Genomic DNA, 18189 nt, shown 5'->3' with positions numbered 1-18189 from the left:
AAGGGTGGCCTTTCCGATCGTTTACAAGGTCGTCTTGGTGGTCTTAGTTCGCCTGCCGGCGCAGGAACGCAGGGATCTCGATGCGTTCTTGATCTTCGTCATGGGAATCGCGTGGCTGTGGTGCCGCCGACGAGGCCCGTGTTTGCACTTGTGGCTGGTGGCGTGCCGGACGCTGTTGCGCCTCTGGCTCGCTGTGGCCTGTCATGCGATTGATCAGCGAATTGATCCCGAAACGCTTTTCGCTCTGCTCGGGTGCCGCTTGTGGGCGCTGCTCTTGTGGACGCTGCTGTGTCGGTGCCGGAGGTGTTTTCTGTGCAGCTGCACGCAAACGCGCGAGGGCTTCTGGCGATGGTGTCCCGGGGGCCGGTGCACGGGGTGCCACAAACGCTTCTTGCTCCGGCTCGTGACGGACATCGTCGCGGCGCGGCTGAAAGGATGCAACCTCGGGGCGGTAGGCAGGGGGCGGCAGATCATCTGCTGCGTCTTCGGCAAAGATATCGTTGCCTTGATCGTTCATGTCAGCCGACGCGGCCTCTTTAAATAGCTGTGGCTGCTCGTCTTCATACTCTTCTTGCGCCGCAACAGGCTGAGGGGCTTCCTCGGCTGCGGGTGCAGGTGCGGCTACCTTTTGCTGCAATGGCTGCGACATGGACCGGCGCGGCACAGGCATTTCCGTATTCACGTCAACCGCATCGATACCGGTTGCAACAACGCTGACGCGCATGATGCCACCCAGTTCGGTGTCCAGCGTGGAACCGACGATGATGTTTGCGTCTGGATCGACTTCTTCGCGAATGCGGTTTGCCGCTTCGTCCAGTTCGAACAGGGTCAGATCGTGGCCACCGGTGATGTTGATCAGGACACCCTTGGCACCGCGCAAGCTGATTTCGTCCAGCAGCGGGTTGGCGATGGCCTTCTCGGCGGCTTGGATCGCGCGATCTTCGCCTTCGGCCTCGCCTGTGCCCATCATCGCCTTGCCCATTTCGTCCATTACGGCGCGAACGTCAGCAAAGTCGAGGTTGATCAGGCCGGGGCGAACCATCAGATCGGTCACGCCTTTAACACCTTGGTACAAAACGTCATCCGCCATGGAGAACGCTTCGGTGAATGTGGTTTTTTCATTCGCCAGACGGAACAGGTTTTGGTTCGGAATGATGATCAGCGTATCAACGACCTTTTGCAGGGCTTCGACACCCTCTTCGGCCTGACGCATGCGTTTGTTGCCCTCGAACTGGAACGGCTTGGTCACAACACCAACGGTCAGAACGCCCAATTCGCGCGCGGCTTGTGCGATGATCGGTGCGGCACCTGTCCCGGTGCCCCCGCCCATACCAGCCGTGATAAAGCACATGTGCGCGCCGGCCAGATGATCAACGATCTGTTCGATGCTTTCTTCGGCAGCGGCGGCCCCAACAGATGCCCGTGCCCCGGCACCCAAACCTTCGGTAACCTTGATGCCCAGCTGAACGCGATGTTCGGCCTTGGCTTGTTGCAACGCTTGCGCGTCCGTGTTTGCAACTACGAAATCAACACCATCGAGGTTCTTCTCGATCATGTTGTTCACGGCGTTACCACCTGCGCCACCCACACCAAAAACGGTGATCCGGGGTTTCAGGTCACCCTGTCCGGGCATGGAAAGATTCAATGTCATTGTGCCATCCGCCTGTATTGTTTGCCCGCTTACGGGGCATTTAATTCGTTCAATTTGCCCCTAACGTATAGAGGTTAACGCCATGCGTCACCCAAAAAACACAGTTTTGACACACTATCTGGGCGTTTTTTTGCCTATTCTTACCGGATTTTGCCCGATGCACTGCATCTTGCGATCACCAGTTGTCTCTAAACCACTTGACGGCGCGCTTTAGCGACCGCGCCGGATAGCGGTCGGCGGGAATGTCAAAATCCCACCATTCGTCTTGGGGGTGCGCTGCGAACAGCGCCAACCCCACAGCCGAGGCGAACCCCGGCCCTGTTGCCGCCTGCGGCAGCCCGTGCACACGCAACGGACGGCCAAGGCGTACCTGATGCCCCAAAATCTTGCTTGCCAGCCCGTCTAGGCCGGGGATCTGGCTGCCGCCACCGGTCAAAACGATCTGCTGGCTGGGCAAATGATCGAACCCAGCCGCGTCCAAACGGGCGCGCACTTCTTCCAAAATCTCTTCCACCCGGGGGCGCATAATGCCGATAAGTTCGGCACGGCTCACGGTGCGGCGGTCATGCTCATAATCGCCCGTGTCGCCGCCGATATCGATCATCTCGCGGTCGTCCATCCCCGTGGCATGAACCCCGCCATAGAACGTCTTGATCCGTTCCGCATTGTTGGTCGGCACCTGCAATCCCATCGAGATATCCGATGTGATGTGATCCCCGCCCATCCGAACGCTATCGGCATAGATCATGTGTTTGCGGATAAAGATCGACACTGACGTGGACCCGCCCCCCAGATCGATACAAGCAGCGCCCAGTTCCTGTTCGTCTTCCACCAGCGACGAGATGCCCGACACATAGGCCGAGGACGCGATCCCCGCCAGTTCGAGGTCACAGCGTTTGATGCAATGCGCCAGATGTTGCACGGCGGCGGCATCGACGGTCAGCATATGCATATCTACCGACAGCGCGTTGCCCAACTGCCCGCGCGGGTCAGACAGGCCCGACCGGTTATCAATGGCAAAGTTCACGGGCTGCGCGTGCAGCACTTCGCGGTTCTCGCCATATTCAGGGACATCGCAACTGGCCAGAACCTGTGCCACGTCCTGCTCGGACACGACCTGCCCTTCCAGATCGATCTGCGCATCCAAGCCATAGCTGCGCGGCTCGGCCCCCGAGAAACAGGCGATCACGTGATCCACACGGATGTTCGCCATCTTTTGCGCAGCCTGAAGCGCTGTACGCACGGCACGTTCGGTTTCTTGCATCGCACAGATTTCGCCAAAGCGCACACCGCGCGAACGGGTTGTTGCAGCACCAATGACGCGGAAACCGGATTGCCCGGCCAGCGATCCGATCTCGCCCTCGTCCGAAAGGGGGCCGGACCCGTCAAACCGCAGGACAAGGCAGGCGATTTTCGAGCTACCCACATCCAAAATAGCCACAACGCCGCGCTGCATAGCAAGCTTGCGCATGTGGCGCATCGACCGTTGACTGTCGTAAAGATCCATAACGTTACTGTCCCGAAATTTGCCTGATGCGCCACCATTCTTGGGTGGCCTCTTTATTCATTTGTACGGTTGGTCTTTGTGCCAACCGCATGTCGACCCGCGCAACATCACGGGTCAGAACCTCTTGTGCGCCTTCCAGCGCAATGACGCGCTCCAACGCTTGGATTGCACCGGTTTCGGGCAGCAGAATGCGCTGTTCGCGATCCAGCACCACGTCCCAACGGCGCGCGCCCATGCGGACAAAGCCACGCAAACGGTCACCCAAGGGGGCCGCAACCCGCAAAAGGTCCAGCGCCTCTGAAACGCTTACATTTGCCGCTTCACCTGCAACAAGCGGCAAGTCGGTACGATCCGTGCGATGTGCCAATCGGCCGATATAAGTGCCGCTTGCGTCGATCAGCGCCAAACCGTCTTGGTTGCGCCAAACCGCAACGGCAACGCGCGGCTGTACTTCGATCTGCAACAACCCGCCCGGCTTTACCCGCAAGCTTGCTTGCTGGACGCCCGGCAATTGCATGATCGTTGACCGCATCGCTTCCAGATCAAGGTCAAAGGAACTGGTGGGAAAATCAATCGGCACCGCCGCACGGACATTCGCGGCCAGTTCCGGCCCTGCCCCGTCAATCGCCATCAGTTTGACCATAAACTCGGGACGCTGCTGAATGCTGGACCGCAGGCTGGCATAGCCATCGGTGATCCGTCCGCGCCGCGCATCATCGGCCAGATAGACCGTACCGGCCAGCAGCGCCAAGCAAAACGGCACACCAAAGCGCAGACCAAACAGAAATGCGGGGGTCAGCATCAAACGCTGCATGCGCCACGCCCAACGGGACGGGGCCGGATCAGACTTGAGCGCTCTGGCAGGTTTGACGCGGTTTATCAGCGATTGCATGATGCGTCCTCCACCATCCAGGCGCAAAGCTCGCCAAAGGAAATGCCAACCGCCTGCGCCTGTTCGGGCGACAGCGATGTGGGGGTCATGCCGGGCTGGGTGTTTGTCTCAAGCAGGATCAGACCTTCGGCACCGCGGCTTTCATCCCAGCGGAAATCCGTGCGGCTGACACCGCGACAGCCAAGCGCGTTATGGGCGCGCAGGGCGTAATCCATGCACAGTTCAAAAATCTCTTGGGGAATGTCGGCGGGCACCACATGGGTTGATCCGCCTTCTTTGTATTTCGCGTCATAGTCATACCAGCCGGTGGTCAGGATATCCGTCACCGTCAGCGGGCGTTCCCCCATCACCGTGGTCGTCAGCTCGCGACCGGCAGCAAAACGTTCGACCATAACTTCGGCAGGCATATCCGCGTCTAGCTGCGGTGGGCCGTTGTTTTCGATATCGACCAGATAGACACCGACAGACGACCCTTCGTTATTGGGCTTAACGACATAGGGCGGGTCCATCATATGGCGCGCGCGCACATCGGCGGCAGAGGCAATGATGCTTTCCACAATCGGCAACCCAGCAGACCGGAACACTTCTTTGCTGCGTTGTTTGTCCATAGCCAACGCCGAGGCCAGCACGCCCGAATGACTGTAAGGAATGCCCATCCATTCAAGGATGCCCTGCACGCAGCCGTCTTCGCCCCAACGGCCGTGCAAGCAGTTCAACACAACGTCGGGGGACGCGGCGCGCAGATCAGCGTATAGATCGGGGCCTGCATCGACCTCGATCACGTTGAATTTTCTGTCCCGCAAAGCAGCTGCGCAGGCGCGCCCTGTCGAGAGCGACACATCCCGCTCTGCGGAAGGGCCGCCCATCAATACCACCACTTTCGGGTCTGTCCTGCTCGACATGCCCACTCAATGTGCCTTTTTAACTGGGTCTTATTGACCCTATTTATTATGTAGTTTGCCGCAACGCGGCACCGTGCCTGAGCGTTCGCGCGTTTATTTTTCGCCGATACGCATAATTTCCCACTCTAGCGTGATACCGCTGGAATCGTAAACCTTTTTTCGCACCTCTTCGCCCAATCCTTCCAACTCTGCGGCAGTTGCGCCACCGGTGTTGATCAAGAAGTTCGGGTGTTTGGGGCTCATTTGCGCCCCGCCCAAGGTGGCCCCGCGCATTCCGGCGTCGTCGATCACCTTCCACGCCTTCAGATCATGGCGATCATCGGCCTGCCCAGTGCTGGAAAACCCAGCCGGATTGCGAAAGGTGGAACCGGCGCTGCGGTCTTTGGTCGGTTGCGTCTCATCGCGCTTGCGCAGTTGATCTTCCATGCGGGCATGCAGCGTTTCAGGATCGCGCTTTGGCGGCGCGAACGTGGCCGAAATGACAACGCAGCCATCGTCCAGCGTGGTTTGGCGGTAATTGAAATCAAGGTCTTGCGCTGTCAGCGTGATCTGATCGCCGCTGCGCGTAATCGCCTGCGCACTCACGAAATGATCAGCGGTATAGCTGCCGTAGCACCCGGCATTCATGCGCACGGCACCGCCAATGCTGCCCGGGATTGTGCGCAGAAACGTAAGATCCAACCCAGCATCCGCCACCTTGCGCGCCACATGGGCGTCCAGCGCCGCCGCCCCTGCGACAACGCGGTCGCCGTCAATCTCGATCTGGTTAAAGCCACGGCCAAGCCGGATCACCACCGCACGCAACCCGCCATCGCGCACGATCAAATTAGACCCCACGCCCATCGGAAACACCGCCACAGTGTCAGGCAGTGCGCGCATGAATGCGGATAGGTCATCGGCATCGGCAGGTTGATACAGATAATCCGCCACACCGCCGACACGCAGCCATGTCAGATCGCTCAGCGGGCGTTGCGGCGTCAGCTTGCCGCGCATGTCGGGAAATGAAATATCTGTCATGCTTTGCGAGGTATCGCTGTTTTCGGCTGCCGTCAAACCGGCGGGTTTTCTGGAACGGGGCCAACGTGCCACTCGCGGATCAGAATGCGCAGTCAGACGTTATTCAGCGGGGCCTTGAAACGCTGTGCGCCGCAGCCAGCGCATCAGATAGACGACTGGCCAGCGCAACACCGAACACCCCGCCGCCAACACCAACATGCCGATCCATGGCCCGTGCTGCATCGTGACATAGCCCAGAATGGGGATACCGACCGCGATCAAGCCATAGGCATTGCGCCAATGGTTATCCGAACTGGGGGTCATGGCGATGATGTTCGCAATCACAGCCCATAGACAGGCAAGCGTCAGGGAAAGGGTCATCTTGGCACCTCGGGTTTACGTCCGCGCAGCTTTGCCAGCAGAAACAGCAAAGGATTGCGGAACATGGACACATAGGCAGCAAGAGCAATCACACTAAAAACAAACCCGACTTCAAAACCAATTACAACGATCAACACCAGCCCCGCGACCAACAGGATCGCACCCGGTATAAACTGCATCCGCAAGGGCAAGGTCGCGACGGTCGCTGACAGGAACACCCAGATCAGACACAGCCACGCCAGCGTCATTGCACCGCCCTACACTTGGGCAAGCGCGCCATTCAGGCCGCACCCTTTTTTATTGCTTCCAGCGCAGCGGGCAAGCCGTTGGCCCAAGTGCTGATCGTACCGGCCCCAAGGCAGACAACCATGTCACCCGGCCCTGCTTGCTCCAGCACAAGGCGGGCAAGGTCGTCTTCGCTTTGCACAGCGCGGGCGTGGCGGTGACCGTGACGGATCAGCCCCGCCACCAGATCATCGCGGCTGGCCCCTTCGATCGGGTCTTCGCCAGCGGCGTAAACCTCGGCAATGCCAACCACATCGGCATCGTTAAAGCAGGCGCAGAATTCTTCGAAATGGTGGTGCAGGCGGCTGTAGCGGTGCGGTTGGTGCACGGCAATCACGCGCCCTTCGGTCGCTTGGCGCGCGGCCTTTAGCACGGCGGTAATCTCGACCGGATGGTGGCCGTAGTCATCAATGATCGTCACGCCGTCCACTTCGCCCACTTTGGTAAAGCGGCGGTTGACGCCCCCGAACTCGGCAAGGGCGGTACGAATTTCTTCGACCTTCATACCCAGGTGACGCGACACGGCGACGGCGGCCAAGGCGTTTGACACGTTGTGGTCGCCGGGCATTGGCAGGGTGCAATCCTTGATCACGATATCTTCGGCCTGAAACTGGATATCGAAATGCGCAACACCTGCTTTGTAATGCAAATTCACGGCGCGCACATCGGCCTGCGCGTTAAACCCATAGGTCATTACGCGACGGTCAGTGATCTTGCCGACCAGCGCCTGCACTTCGGGGTGATCAATGCAGCAGATCGCCAGACCGTAAAACGGAATATTAGACACGAAATCAAGGAACCCTTGGCGCAACTTATCGAAGTCGCCCCAATGTTCCATATGTTCGGGGTCGATGTTGGTCACAATCGCAATGGTCGCGGGCAAACGGTTAAAGGTGCCGTCGGATTCATCCGCCTCGACCACCATCCATTCGCCCTGCCCCATACGCGCGTTTGATCCGTAAGCGTGAATGATCCCGCCGTTCACGACAGTGGGGTCAATGCCACCATGCACCAGCAATTCGGCAACCATCGTGGTGGTCGTCGTTTTGCCGTGGGTGCCCGCAATCGCGATGTTGGATTTCAACCGCATCAATTCGGCCAGCATTTCAGCGCGGCGCACAATCGGCAATCCGGCAAGGCGCGCGGCGTCCAGTTCGGGATTACCCGGTTTGATCGCGGAGGAGATCACAATGACCTCGGCCCCTTGGATATTCTCGGCCTTTTGCCCTTCGAACACGGTTGCGCCCAGTTCGACCAGACGGTCGGTGATCTTGGTCGCCTTCAGGTCGGACCCCTGCACACGGTAGCCGTGGTTCAGCAACACCTCGGCGATACCGGACATGCCAATGCCCCCAATGCCGACAAAATGGATCGGCCCCACATCGGTAGGAAGCTTGGTGGCTGCGTTCATGTTGCGGATCCTTTATGTCCCAAGTGTTCTACCATTTCTGCCAGTTCTTCTGCCGCGTCAGGCTTGCCCGCTGACAGGGCCGCCTTGGCCATTTGCTGTGCGCCGGGCGGGTTCGACAACACCATCTCAATCTGTTTGGTCAGGCGCTCTGGCTCTGCCATGTCTTCGGGCACCAAAATAGCGGCACCAGCAGAAACCAGCCCGCGCGCATTCGCGGTTTGGTGATCGCCTGTCGCCGCCGCATAGGGGATCAGGATCGACGGGCGGCCAATGATCGACAGGTCGGCAACGCTCGATGCGCCCGCACGGCTGATAATCAACTGCGCCTCTGACATGCGACGGGGCACATCGTGGAAAAACGGCTGCACATCGGCATTTATACCGTTCTCTGCATAAAACTCTGACACGCGCTGCGCATCTTCGTCACGCGCCTGATGGCTGACGCGGATATTGCGCAGCATGTCCATCGGCAACTGCGCAATGGCGGGCGGTACGACTTCGCTTAGGATCCGCGCACCCTGGCTGCCGCCCATCACCAACACTTCCATCGGGTAATCACCCGGTTCAATATAGCCGGCACCGGCACGGTCCAACACGGAGGCGCGCACAGGGTTGCCCACGTGATACCCCTCGACACCCTCGGGCAGGGTCGTAGGCCAGGTGCCACAGGCAACCGCATCAACGCGTTTGGCAAAGAACGTATTCACCCGCCCCAAAACGCCGTTTTGTTCGTGGATCATCCGCGGCTTGCGCAAAATCCACGCGGCCGTCAAAGACGGGATCGACGGATACCCGCCAAAGCCCACAACCACAGACGGCCTGTCGCGGAGCATGCCAAAGACAGCACCAACGACGCCGCCGAAAATACGAAACGGTGCGAGCGCCTTGGCCATCAGCCCACCGCGGGCAAAGGTGGCACTGCTGATTTGCTGAATTTCAACCGAATCCGGGAAACCGCTCGTATAGCGTGCGCCGCGCGCATCCGTTGACAGTTTGACCCGCCAGCCGCGCGCCAGCATCACCTCGGCCAGGGCCTGCGCGGGGAACATGTGCCCCCCGGTGCCACCAGCAGCAATCGTTAACAGCGGAACACGTTTATTCATCGGCCACGCCCCCGGCCCAACAGATCAGAAATCTGGCCCTGTGGCCGTGTTCGGGTAAAGGCCAGCAACATGCCAACGGCAATGCCTGACGCAATCACGGATGACCCGCCATAGCTGACAAAAGGCAAGGTCATCCCCTTGGCCGGCAGCAGCCGCACCGCAACACCCATGTTGATCATGGCCTGCACGCCAAACATGCACGCCAGACCGGTGCCTGCCAGACGAGTAAACGGATCACGCTCACGCACCAACCGCAGCAGCGACCTGACCACAACAACCGCATAAAGGATGATCACGGCCATCACCAAGATCAGCCCGTATTCTTCGGCGGCCACCGCGATGATAAAATCCGTATGCGCGTCAGGCAGCGACCATTTCACCTGCCCCTCACCGACACCAACACCGAACAGCCCGCCCTCGCGGATCGCATCCGTGGCATAGCCAAGCTGCGTGCGCGGATCTACATCAGGCGACAAAAACCCGTCAATCCGACGCGCAAAATGTTCAGAATTCGAATAGGCCACGGTGCCCGCAACCACGACCATTCCGGCCATCCCCACCAACAACACCAGCGGCGCACCGGCGACAAAATACATCACGCCCCAACCGAACAAGACCAGACAGGCCTGACCAAAGTCGGGTTGCAACGCCAGCATCAACACAATCGAAATACACAGCGCAAAGGACCATGTCTTGCCCGGTGGTCCGTTAATCTCAACAGAGGCGGCCATCATCCAAGCCGACACAACCACAAAACCGGGCTTCAAAAACTCGGACGGCTGGAAAGATGCAAAGCCCAGCGAATACCACCGCATTGCCCCCTTGCCAAAATCCGTTCCGAAAAACGGCAACAGCGCCAAGGCCACAAAGGACACCAGAAACCCGATCACAGCCAGCCTGCGCACCATGGTCGGCGTCATCATCGATGTCAGCAACATCGCCACAATCGCCAGAAATCCGAACACGGCCTGACGTTGAACATAATGAAAGGAATCAAATCCGTTTTTGGCAGCCAGTGGCGGTGACGCCGCCAAGCCAAGCAGCATCCCGACGGCAAACAGCATGAGGATGCAGAACATGCCCCATTTATCAATTGTCCGCCACCATTTTGGAAGAATGGGTTCGCCGTCCCGTACCGGAACCGCGCCATAGACCATTTCTGTCATGGTTACTGCCTTACACTGCCTCAACACGCCCCTTTTCGGGGTCTGCCTATAATCATAGCGTGAATTGCCCAACGGCGCTAGCCTGTTTTCATGTCGCCTGCGCAAAGCTGCCCATGGGGTCTGGGTCTTGACCGCCCTGTCCGCCTCAGGCAAAGCGCGGTACATGCAGTATGATACCGTGATCCTTGGCGCCGGGGCCGCCGGCATGATGTGCGCGGCCCATGCGGGCGGGCGGGTGCTGCTGGTCGATCACGCCAAGGCCCCCGGCGAAAAAATCCGCATTTCCGGCGGCGGGCGCTGCAATTTCACCAACATGCACTGCACTGCTGATGCTTTCATCTGCGCCAACCCGCATTTCCCCAAATCGGCATTGGCCAAATATACCCAGTGGGATTTTATTGAACTCGTCGACGCCCACGGCATTGCATGGCATGAAAAAACCCTAGGGCAATTGTTCTGTGACACCTCGGCCAAGGAAATCGTCGCCATGCTGCGCGGGTTGATGGATCAGGCCCACGTGGATCTGCGCTTGCAAAGCACGCTGGGCGGCATCACCAAAACCGACAGCGGCTATGCGATGACGCTGACCACGCCCGACGCCAGCACCAAAATCACCGCCGCCCATCTGGTCATCGCCTCGGGCGGTAAATCGATCCCTAAGATGGGGGCCACCGGTCGCGCCTACGAGATCGCTGAAAGCTTCGGCATTCCCGTCACGCCCACCCGCGCGGGCCTTGTGCCGTTTACCTTTACAGATGCCCGCTTTGCCCCGATCTCTGGCACCGCCACTCCGGCGCGGGTGACCGCTGGTGGCACGTCGTTTGTCGAGGCGCTGTTGTTCACCCATCGCGGCCTGTCGGGCCCCGCTGTCCTTCAGGCCTCCAGTTATTGGCACGATGGTGACCCCATCACCCTCAACCTGCTGCCGCAAAACGATCTCTTCGCCAAACTCCGCGACCAGCGCCAAACCTATGGCCGCCGCAACCTGACGACGGAACTGGCCAAACACCTGCCTTCGCGGCTGGTCGACCACCTCGCCACCCAATTCGACCTGACCGGCAACCTTGCCGACTGGTCCGATGTCCGGCTGCAAACCCTCTGCGACACGCTGGCAAACTGGGAAATGACCCCGTCGGGCACGGAAGGCTACCGCACCGCCGAGGTTACCCTTGGCGGCATCGACACCGACGCGCTGTCCTCTAAAACTATGGAGGTCAAGACCACGCCAGGCCTCTATTTCATTGGCGAAGCCGTGGATGTCACAGGCTGGCTTGGCGGGTATAACTTCCAATGGGCATGGTCATCGGGCATGGCCGCCGCCCGCCACATCGCAAAACGCACTTAATTTCCAAATGGACTAAAATCCCGGGGGCGCAGCCATGGGCTGCGGGGGCAGCGCCCCCATCCGACCTCACAAAAACTTCTGCACCTGTGCGACGAAATCATCCCCGCGCCGCTCGAAACTGTCATATTGGTCAAAGCTCGCCGCCGCAGGGGCCAGCAGGATCACATCCCCCGCCTCCGCCTCGGCCACGGCGCGCGCCACGGCAACCTCCATGGTGCCGCAAACTTCGGCCTCGACCCCCAGTTTCATCGCAAACTGCGCCGCCTCGCGCCCGATCACATAGGCCTTGCGCACGGTCTCTAGCGGCTTGGCCAAATCGCCCAAGCCGCCCTCTTTCTCAAGCCCGCCACAAATCCAGCGGATGTTCTGAAATGCCGCAACCGCTTTGACCGCGCTATCCACATTGGTGGCCTTGCTGTCATTCACAAAGCGAATGCCCCGCAGCTCGCCCACCGTCTGGCTGCGATGCGGCAACCCCCCAAAGCTGTGGAATGCCGCCTCAATCACCTTGGGCGCAAATCCCAAGGTCCGGCACGCCGCATAGGCGGCACAGGCATTCTGGTGGTTATGCGCCCCCGGCAGGCCTTCAACCTTGCGCAGATCAATCGATGCGACCTGCTTGCCATTGCGCATTTCGGCCAAGAACCCTTTGCGCGCAAAGACATTCCACCCCAAACCCGCCAGCTTGCGATCCACCGACACGCGGATCACGCGGTCATCCGCCGCCCCCTCGCTCAGCTGGCCGGCCAGAAAACGCCCCTCCGCCTCGTCCACGCCAATAATTGCCCGATCCGGGCCACCTTCTGCAAACAAACGCCGCTTGGCCGCAAAATAACCGCCCATCCCCGCATGACGGTCCAGATGATCGGGGCTGAGGTTGGTAAATACTGCCACATCCGGCGTCAGGTTGCGCGCCAGATCGGTCTGATAGCTTGACAGTTCCAACACCACGACCTCGCCATCGATCGCAGGATCGATATCCAAAACACCGCGCCCGATATTGCCCGCCAATTGCGTGGGCCGCCCTGCATGCTGCAAAATGTGATGGATCAACGCCGAGGTCGTCGATTTCCCGTTCGACCCCGTGATCGCAATCACCTTGGGCATCTGATCAAAGTTGTCCCAGCTCTGTGTGGCAAAGCTTTGGAAAAACAGCCCGATGTCATTATCAACCGCCACGCCCGCATCTTGGGCCGCGACAATCACCGGATTGGGAGCAGGATAAAGATGCGGAATACCGGGGCTGACAATCAAACGCGCCACATCGTCAAAGGCCCCAGTCTTCAGCAGGTCAAGACACTCAAACCCTTCGGCCTGCGCCTTTTCACGCGCCGCCGGGTTGTCGTCCCAGCAGACCGGCACCGCCCCGCCCGCGACCAAAGCCCGCGCCGCAGACAGCCCCGACCGCCCAAGGCCCAAAATAGCGACCCGTGCGCCCGTCAAACCCTGAACTGGTATCATGCCCGATCTCCTGCTAGCGATGCCCCTGAATGCGCCTTAGGAGCCTGATATGTCCCCTCTGCCAGATATTCTGTCCCAGCTCAACGATGACATGCGCCGCGATGATGACTGGGGCGCTGTAGCCAGCTATATCCCCGAACTCGCCCACATTGACCCCGCGCAATTTGCCATCGCCGTGACCACACCCGATGGCGAGGTGTTTACCGCAGGCGATGCCGACACGCCGTTTTCTGTGCAATCCATCACCAAGGTCTTCACCCTCGCCATCGCTTTGGGCCGCTCGGGCGACCAACTCTGGCGGCGCGTGGGGCGCGAACCCTCGGGCAGGGCGTTCAATTCGATCGTCCAGCTCGAACAGGAAAACGGACGCCCGCGCAATCCCTTCATCAATGCAGGCGCGATTGTCACCACCGATGAAATCCTCACCGGCCGCCTCCCCCGCGAAGCACTGGCCGAAATCCTGCAATTCGTCCGCGCCGCAGCGGGCGATGACAACATCCACATCAACAACGCCGTCGCCAGTTCCGAGAAAGCCCACGGCCACCGCAATTTCGCGCTGGCGCATTTTCTTGCCTCCTGCGGCAATCTCAACAACACGCCCAACAAAACCCTCGGCACCTATTTTCACCACTGCGCAATCGAAATGTCGGCCCGCCAGCTCGCCATGTCGGGGCGTTTCCTGATCGAAACCACAAAACTGCCTCGGATGATCCTGCCCCAACGCATCCGGCGGCTGAATGCGCTGATGCTGACCTGCGGGCATTATGATGGCTCCGGCGATTTTGCCTACCGCGTCGGCCTGCCTGCCAAATCAGGCGTGGGTGGCGGTATTCTTGCCATTGTGCCCGGCGTCGCCAGCGTGGCAGTCTGGTCGCCTGGCCTCAACCGCTATGGCAATTCGAAAAAGGGCACCGAAGCCATGGCCAGCCTCGCCCGCGACATGGGCTGGTCCATCTTCTAAAGCCGTTTCATTTTGCCAAATAAACTCCGGGGGGATCGGCCAAAGGCCGATGGGGGCTGGCCCCCTCCTCCCCCCGAAAATATGCGAACGGCCTGCGCCTAGCGCACTTTCAACGTCGCCAACCCGATCATCGCCAGGATCAACGAGATGATCCAGAACCGGATCACGATCTGCGGCTCGGCCCAGCCTTTTTTCTCATAGTGGTGGTGGATCGGGGCCATCAGGAACACCCGCTTGCCCGTGCGTTTGAAATACAGCACCTGAATGATCACCGACAATGCCTCGACCACGAACAGCCCGCCGACGATGGCCAGAACCAGCTCGTGCTTGGTGGCGACAGCAATTGCGCCCAACGCGCCGCCCAAGGCCAGCGAACCGGTGTCGCCCATGAACACAGCAGCAGGCGGCGCGTTATACCACAAAAACCCTAGGCCACCGCCAAAGATACCGGCGGTAAAGATCAGGATTTCGCCTGTCCCCGGTACATAATGCACATCCAGATATTCGGTGAAATCGACCCGCCCCACCGCATAGGCGATCACGCCCAAAGCCCCTGCTGCGATCATCACCGGCATAATCGCCAGTCCGTCCAGACCGTCGGTCAGGTTCACCGCATTGGCAGACCCCACAATCACGATCATCGAAAACGGGATAAACAGATAGCCAAGGTTGATCAGCGTGTCCTTGAACACCGGCAACGCCAGCTGGTTTTGCAGATCAACAGGGTGGTACTGTGCGGCCCAGAAAGCGGCGATACCGGCGATGATAAAGCCCAGCAAAAGGCGCAGCTTGCTTGATACACCCGCCACGGTCTGCTTGCTGACCTTGGCGTAATCATCCGCAAATCCAATCGCGGCAAAGCTGATGGTGACGAAAAGGATCATCCAGACAAAGGGATTGTCCAACCGGGCCCACAGCAGCGTCGAGGTCAACAATGCCCCCACAATCAGCAGCCCGCCCATGGTCGGCGTGCCCGCTTTGACAAAATGCCCCTCGGGGCCATCATCGCGGATTGGCTGGCCTTTACCCTGACGTCTGCGCAGAACCGAGATCAGCGGCTTGCCAAACAGGAAACCGAAAATCAGCGCCGTCATAAATGCGCCACCCGCCCGAAACGTGATGTAGCGGAAAAGGTTGAAGAAATCGCCGCCATCCGACAGCAGGGTCAACCAATAGAGCATTTTGCGCGTCCTCACTCAAAATATTATGGGCCTTAGCCCTGTTCTTTGTTTTCCACCGGATGGCCCATTTTACGGATCGCGTCAACGATCAGGCCTAATTTCATAGACAATGATCCCTTGGCCAGTACCACGTCGCCGCTGTCCAGATGGCTTGCCAATCCGGGCAGCAACTCCGCCGATGTCTCGGCCCATTCGCCCCGCTGATGCGGGGGGATCAGATCATAAAGCGACCGCATCAACGGCCCCACACAATGGATCACGTCCAGCTTCTTGGTCGCGTCCAGATGGGCCAACCCGGCGTGCAGCGCGATCTCGTCCGGGCCCAGTTCCTTCATATCGCCCAGATAGGCGATCCGCCGGCCCTTGCTGACACGGCCAATATCATGGGTCACGTCCGATGCGGCCAACACCTCAAGTGCTGCGGCCATCGAGGTCGGGTTGGCGTTATAGCTGTCATCGATCAGGTTCAGCGTCATCTGTGTCTCGACGGGATCAAAGTGGATCACCTCGCGCACGCCGCGCCCCTTGTATGGCGTCCAGCGCCCCAAGGACGCCGCCGCCAGCGCCAGATCAGCCCCCATCGCCTGTGCCGCAGCAAGCGCGCCAAGGGCGTTCATCGCGAAATGCCGCCCCGGTGTGCCGATCTTGAACAGCAACGGGGTGCCATCGGCATCGGCTTGCACAACCGTCACATCGCCTTGAACCTGCACGTCCAGCAATTTGAACTGATAGCCGTGTTCGCCGAACTCAACCTCGCGCAGGCGGCAATCAACGGCTTTGGCCATCAAGATCGCCGCATGTTCAATGTCGGCGTTGATCACGGCGACGCCACCCGGTTCCAGCCCGTCAAAGATCGCGGCCTTTTCAACGGCAATAGCCGCGACATTATCAAACGCCTCAAGATGCACGGCAGCGACCGTCGTCACCATGGCCACGTCCGGCTTGGTCAGGATCGCCAGCGGAGAGACTTCACCGGGATGGTTCATCCCGATCTCGATCACCGCAAATTCGGTATCCATCGGCATCCGCGCCAATGTCAGCGGCACGCCCCAATGGTTGTTATAGCTGTCCACTGACGCATGCGCCCGCCCCTGATCCGCGAATATCGCCAGCAGCATTTCCTTGGTCGAGGTTTTTCCGACACTGCCCGTTACCGCGACCACTTTGGCCTGCGTGCGGGCGCGGGCAGCAGCCCCAAGCGCCTCAAGCCCCTTCAGCACATCATCAACGATCAGCAAGGGTGCATCAGCGGCCACACCGTCGGGCACGTGGCTAACCAAAGCCGCCCCTGCGCCCTTTTCCAGCGCCATTGCTACGAAATCATGACCGTCGCGCACATCTTTGAGTGCCACAAACAGATCACCGGCCTGGATTGTGCGCGTATCAATAGACACACCATCGCAGGCCCAATCGCCGATTGCGTGACCTCCGGTGGCCTTTGCTGCCTCTGCTGCTGTCCACAAGCTCATGTTAGTCTCCCGTCCAGTGCCGCAACGGCAACGCTGGCCTGTTCCACATCATCAAAGGGCAGGATATCATCGCCGATGATCTGCCCGGTTTCATGGCCCTTGCCCGCGATCAACAAGGCATCACCGGGGCCGATGACATCGATCCCGCGCAAGATCGCCTCGGCGCGGTCGCTAACCTCGGTCGCGTCCGGTGCGCCGGTCATCACCGCCGCGCGGATCAGCGCCGGATCTTCCGAGCGTGGGTTATCATCGGTCACAAATACCACATCGGCATGTTCCGCCGCCGCCTGTCCCATCAAGGGGCGCTTGGTCGTATCACGGTCGCCGCCTGCGCCCACAATCGCCACCAAACGGCCCATCACATGTGGTCGCATCGCCTGAAGCGCCGTGGCGATGGCATCGGGCGTATGGGCATAATCCACAAACACCGCCCCGCCATTGTCGCGGGTCGCGGCCAGCTGCATGCGGCCGCGCACGGTTGTCAGATGCGGGATCGTGTCGAACACATCGGCAGGATTGGACCCGCAAGCGATAACCAGCCCGCAGGCCAGCAAGATATTATCGGCCTGAAAACCGCCGATCAGGTTCAGCCGCTTTTGATAGGTTTTGCCACGCCAGTCGAACCGCAGGTCCTGCCCTGTGGCGTCAAAGCGTTGGCCCGTGAGATGCAGGTCGCCACCATCCCGACCGACGCTGATGACATCGCAACCCCGCGCACGGGCAATGGCGGCCATATCGACGCCCTTGGGATCGTCAATGTTGATGACCGCCGTGCCGTCTTCGGGCAACACGCGCGAGAACAAGCCCGCCTTGGCGTCGAAATACGCCTCGAATGTCTCGTGGTAGTCCAGATGGTCTTGGGTGAAGTTCGTGAACCCCGCAGCCTTTAGCGTCACACCATCAAGGCGGCGCTGGTCCAAGCCGTGGCTCGACGCCTCCATCGCGGCATGGGTGATGCCGTTGGCTGCTGCTTCGGCCAAGGCACGGTGCAGGGTGATCGGTTCTGGCGTGGTGTGGGCCAACGGGGCGGTCCATGCCCCTTCGACCCCCGTGGTGCCAAGGTTGACGGCAGACAGGCCCATTTCGATCCAGATTTGGCGGACAAAAGTGCTGACGGATGTTTTGCCGTTCGTGCCCGTCACTGCGATCATCGTGGCAGGCTGCGCGCCAAACCACAGGGCGGCAGAGCGTGACAGCGCCTCGCGCGGGGCATCGGTGACCACCACGGCAACGCCTGCGTCGGCCATCACATCCGCTGCAATCGCAGCACCTTTGGCATCGGTCAGCACGGCTGCTGCGCCCATGCGCAGCGCATATTGAATGAACTCGGCCCCGTGCACCGTACTGCCGGGCATAGCGGCGAACAAATACCCGTCTTTGACCTGACGGCTGTCCACGGCGATGCCTGTGATGTCGGGGTTGGCCTCTCCCCTCGCGGTCAGACCAAGTGAAGAAAGGGGGACGGCCTGTGTGCCCAT

16 protein-coding genes are annotated in these 18189 nt (G+C 60.0%); 2 read left to right on the top strand and 14 right to left on the bottom strand.

Annotation, left to right across the window (positions count from 1 at the left end; translation table 11 throughout):
- Positions 1-43 precede the first annotated feature (43 nt).
- The 10 genes from ftsZ to ftsW form a co-directional block, all read right to left on the bottom strand.
- Positions 44-1651, bottom strand: a complete 1608-nt coding sequence (gene ftsZ / locus AADJ11_RS09715; RefSeq protein WP_341234310.1) for a cell division protein FtsZ — start codon at positions 1649-1651, stop codon at positions 44-46.
- A 175-nt stretch (positions 1652-1826) separates the two neighbouring features.
- The gene (gene ftsA / locus AADJ11_RS09710) at positions 1827-3131 is read right to left on the bottom strand and encodes a cell division protein FtsA (RefSeq protein ID WP_341234487.1); all 1305 of its coding nucleotides are present in this window, start codon (positions 3129-3131) and stop codon (positions 1827-1829) included.
- A gap of 31 nt (positions 3132-3162) precedes the next feature.
- The gene (locus AADJ11_RS09705) at positions 3163-4050 is read right to left on the bottom strand and encodes a cell division protein FtsQ/DivIB (RefSeq protein WP_341234309.1); all 888 of its coding nucleotides are present in this window, start codon (positions 4048-4050) and stop codon (positions 3163-3165) included.
- Positions 4038-4952 (bottom strand): D-alanine--D-alanine ligase, encoded by a 915-nt coding sequence (locus tag AADJ11_RS09700; protein WP_341234308.1) that lies wholly within the window; start codon positions 4950-4952, stop codon positions 4038-4040. The genes AADJ11_RS09705 and AADJ11_RS09700 overlap by 13 nt, the downstream gene beginning before the upstream one ends.
- A 93-nt stretch (positions 4953-5045) precedes the next feature.
- Positions 5046-5969, bottom strand: coding sequence for a UDP-N-acetylmuramate dehydrogenase (gene murB, locus AADJ11_RS09695; protein ID WP_341234486.1), 924 nt, complete (start codon positions 5967-5969; stop codon positions 5046-5048).
- Positions 5970-6068: 99 nt separating this feature from the next.
- Positions 6069-6329, bottom strand: coding sequence for a DUF2484 family protein (locus AADJ11_RS09690; protein ID WP_341234307.1), 261 nt, complete (start codon positions 6327-6329; stop codon positions 6069-6071).
- Positions 6326-6577, bottom strand: a complete 252-nt coding sequence (locus tag AADJ11_RS09685) for a DUF2484 family protein (protein ID WP_341234306.1) — start codon at positions 6575-6577, stop codon at positions 6326-6328. The genes AADJ11_RS09690 and AADJ11_RS09685 overlap by 4 nt, the downstream gene beginning before the upstream one ends.
- Before the next feature lie 32 nt (positions 6578-6609).
- Positions 6610-8025, bottom strand: a complete 1416-nt coding sequence (murC, locus tag AADJ11_RS09680) for a UDP-N-acetylmuramate--L-alanine ligase (RefSeq protein ID WP_341234305.1) — start codon at positions 8023-8025, stop codon at positions 6610-6612.
- A complete protein-coding gene (locus tag AADJ11_RS09675; RefSeq protein WP_341234304.1) occupies positions 8022-9128 on the bottom strand; it encodes a UDP-N-acetylglucosamine--N-acetylmuramyl-(pentapeptide) pyrophosphoryl-undecaprenol N-acetylglucosamine transferase in 1107 nt (368 codons plus the stop codon). The genes murC and AADJ11_RS09675 overlap by 4 nt, the downstream gene beginning before the upstream one ends.
- The gene (gene ftsW, locus AADJ11_RS09670; protein WP_341234303.1) at positions 9125-10294 is read right to left on the bottom strand and encodes a putative lipid II flippase FtsW; all 1170 of its coding nucleotides are present in this window, start codon (positions 10292-10294) and stop codon (positions 9125-9127) included. The genes AADJ11_RS09675 and ftsW overlap by 4 nt, the downstream gene beginning before the upstream one ends.
- A 163-nt stretch (positions 10295-10457) precedes the next feature.
- Between ftsW and AADJ11_RS09665 the strand changes: the two genes are divergently transcribed.
- Positions 10458-11639, top strand: coding sequence for an NAD(P)/FAD-dependent oxidoreductase (locus tag AADJ11_RS09665; protein ID WP_341234302.1), 1182 nt, complete (start codon positions 10458-10460; stop codon positions 11637-11639).
- Between the two features lie 66 nt (positions 11640-11705).
- On the opposite strand, the gene murD is transcribed toward AADJ11_RS09665, so the two are convergent.
- Positions 11706-13100, bottom strand: coding sequence for a UDP-N-acetylmuramoyl-L-alanine--D-glutamate ligase (gene murD / locus AADJ11_RS09660; RefSeq protein ID WP_341234301.1), 1395 nt, complete (start codon positions 13098-13100; stop codon positions 11706-11708).
- Between the two features lie 49 nt (positions 13101-13149).
- Here murD and AADJ11_RS09655 point away from each other — a divergent pair, with 49 nt between their 5' ends.
- Entirely contained in the window at positions 13150-14061 is a 912-nt protein-coding gene (locus AADJ11_RS09655; protein WP_341234300.1) for a glutaminase, read from the top strand.
- A gap of 98 nt (positions 14062-14159) precedes the next feature.
- Here AADJ11_RS09655 and mraY read toward each other — a convergent pair whose 3' ends face one another.
- The 3 genes from mraY to AADJ11_RS09640 are packed head-to-tail and all read right to left on the bottom strand — an operon-like array spanning position 14160 to position 18189.
- Positions 14160-15242, bottom strand: a complete 1083-nt coding sequence (gene mraY / locus AADJ11_RS09650; RefSeq protein WP_341234299.1) for a phospho-N-acetylmuramoyl-pentapeptide-transferase — start codon at positions 15240-15242, stop codon at positions 14160-14162.
- Positions 15243-15274: 32 nt separating this feature from the next.
- Positions 15275-16711, bottom strand: a complete 1437-nt coding sequence (gene murF / locus AADJ11_RS09645) for a UDP-N-acetylmuramoyl-tripeptide--D-alanyl-D-alanine ligase (protein ID WP_341234298.1) — start codon at positions 16709-16711, stop codon at positions 15275-15277.
- Positions 16708-18189, bottom strand: a complete 1482-nt coding sequence (locus AADJ11_RS09640; protein WP_341234297.1) for a UDP-N-acetylmuramoyl-L-alanyl-D-glutamate--2,6-diaminopimelate ligase — start codon at positions 18187-18189, stop codon at positions 16708-16710. Before AADJ11_RS09640 ends, murF begins: the two co-directional genes overlap by 4 nt.

Source organism: uncultured Sulfitobacter sp., from assembly GCF_964021855.1.
Lineage (GTDB): Bacteria > Pseudomonadota > Alphaproteobacteria > Rhodobacterales > Rhodobacteraceae > Sulfitobacter.
Note: the sequence above shows the minus strand (reverse complement) of the source record. Positions and strands in the feature narration are given on the sequence as shown.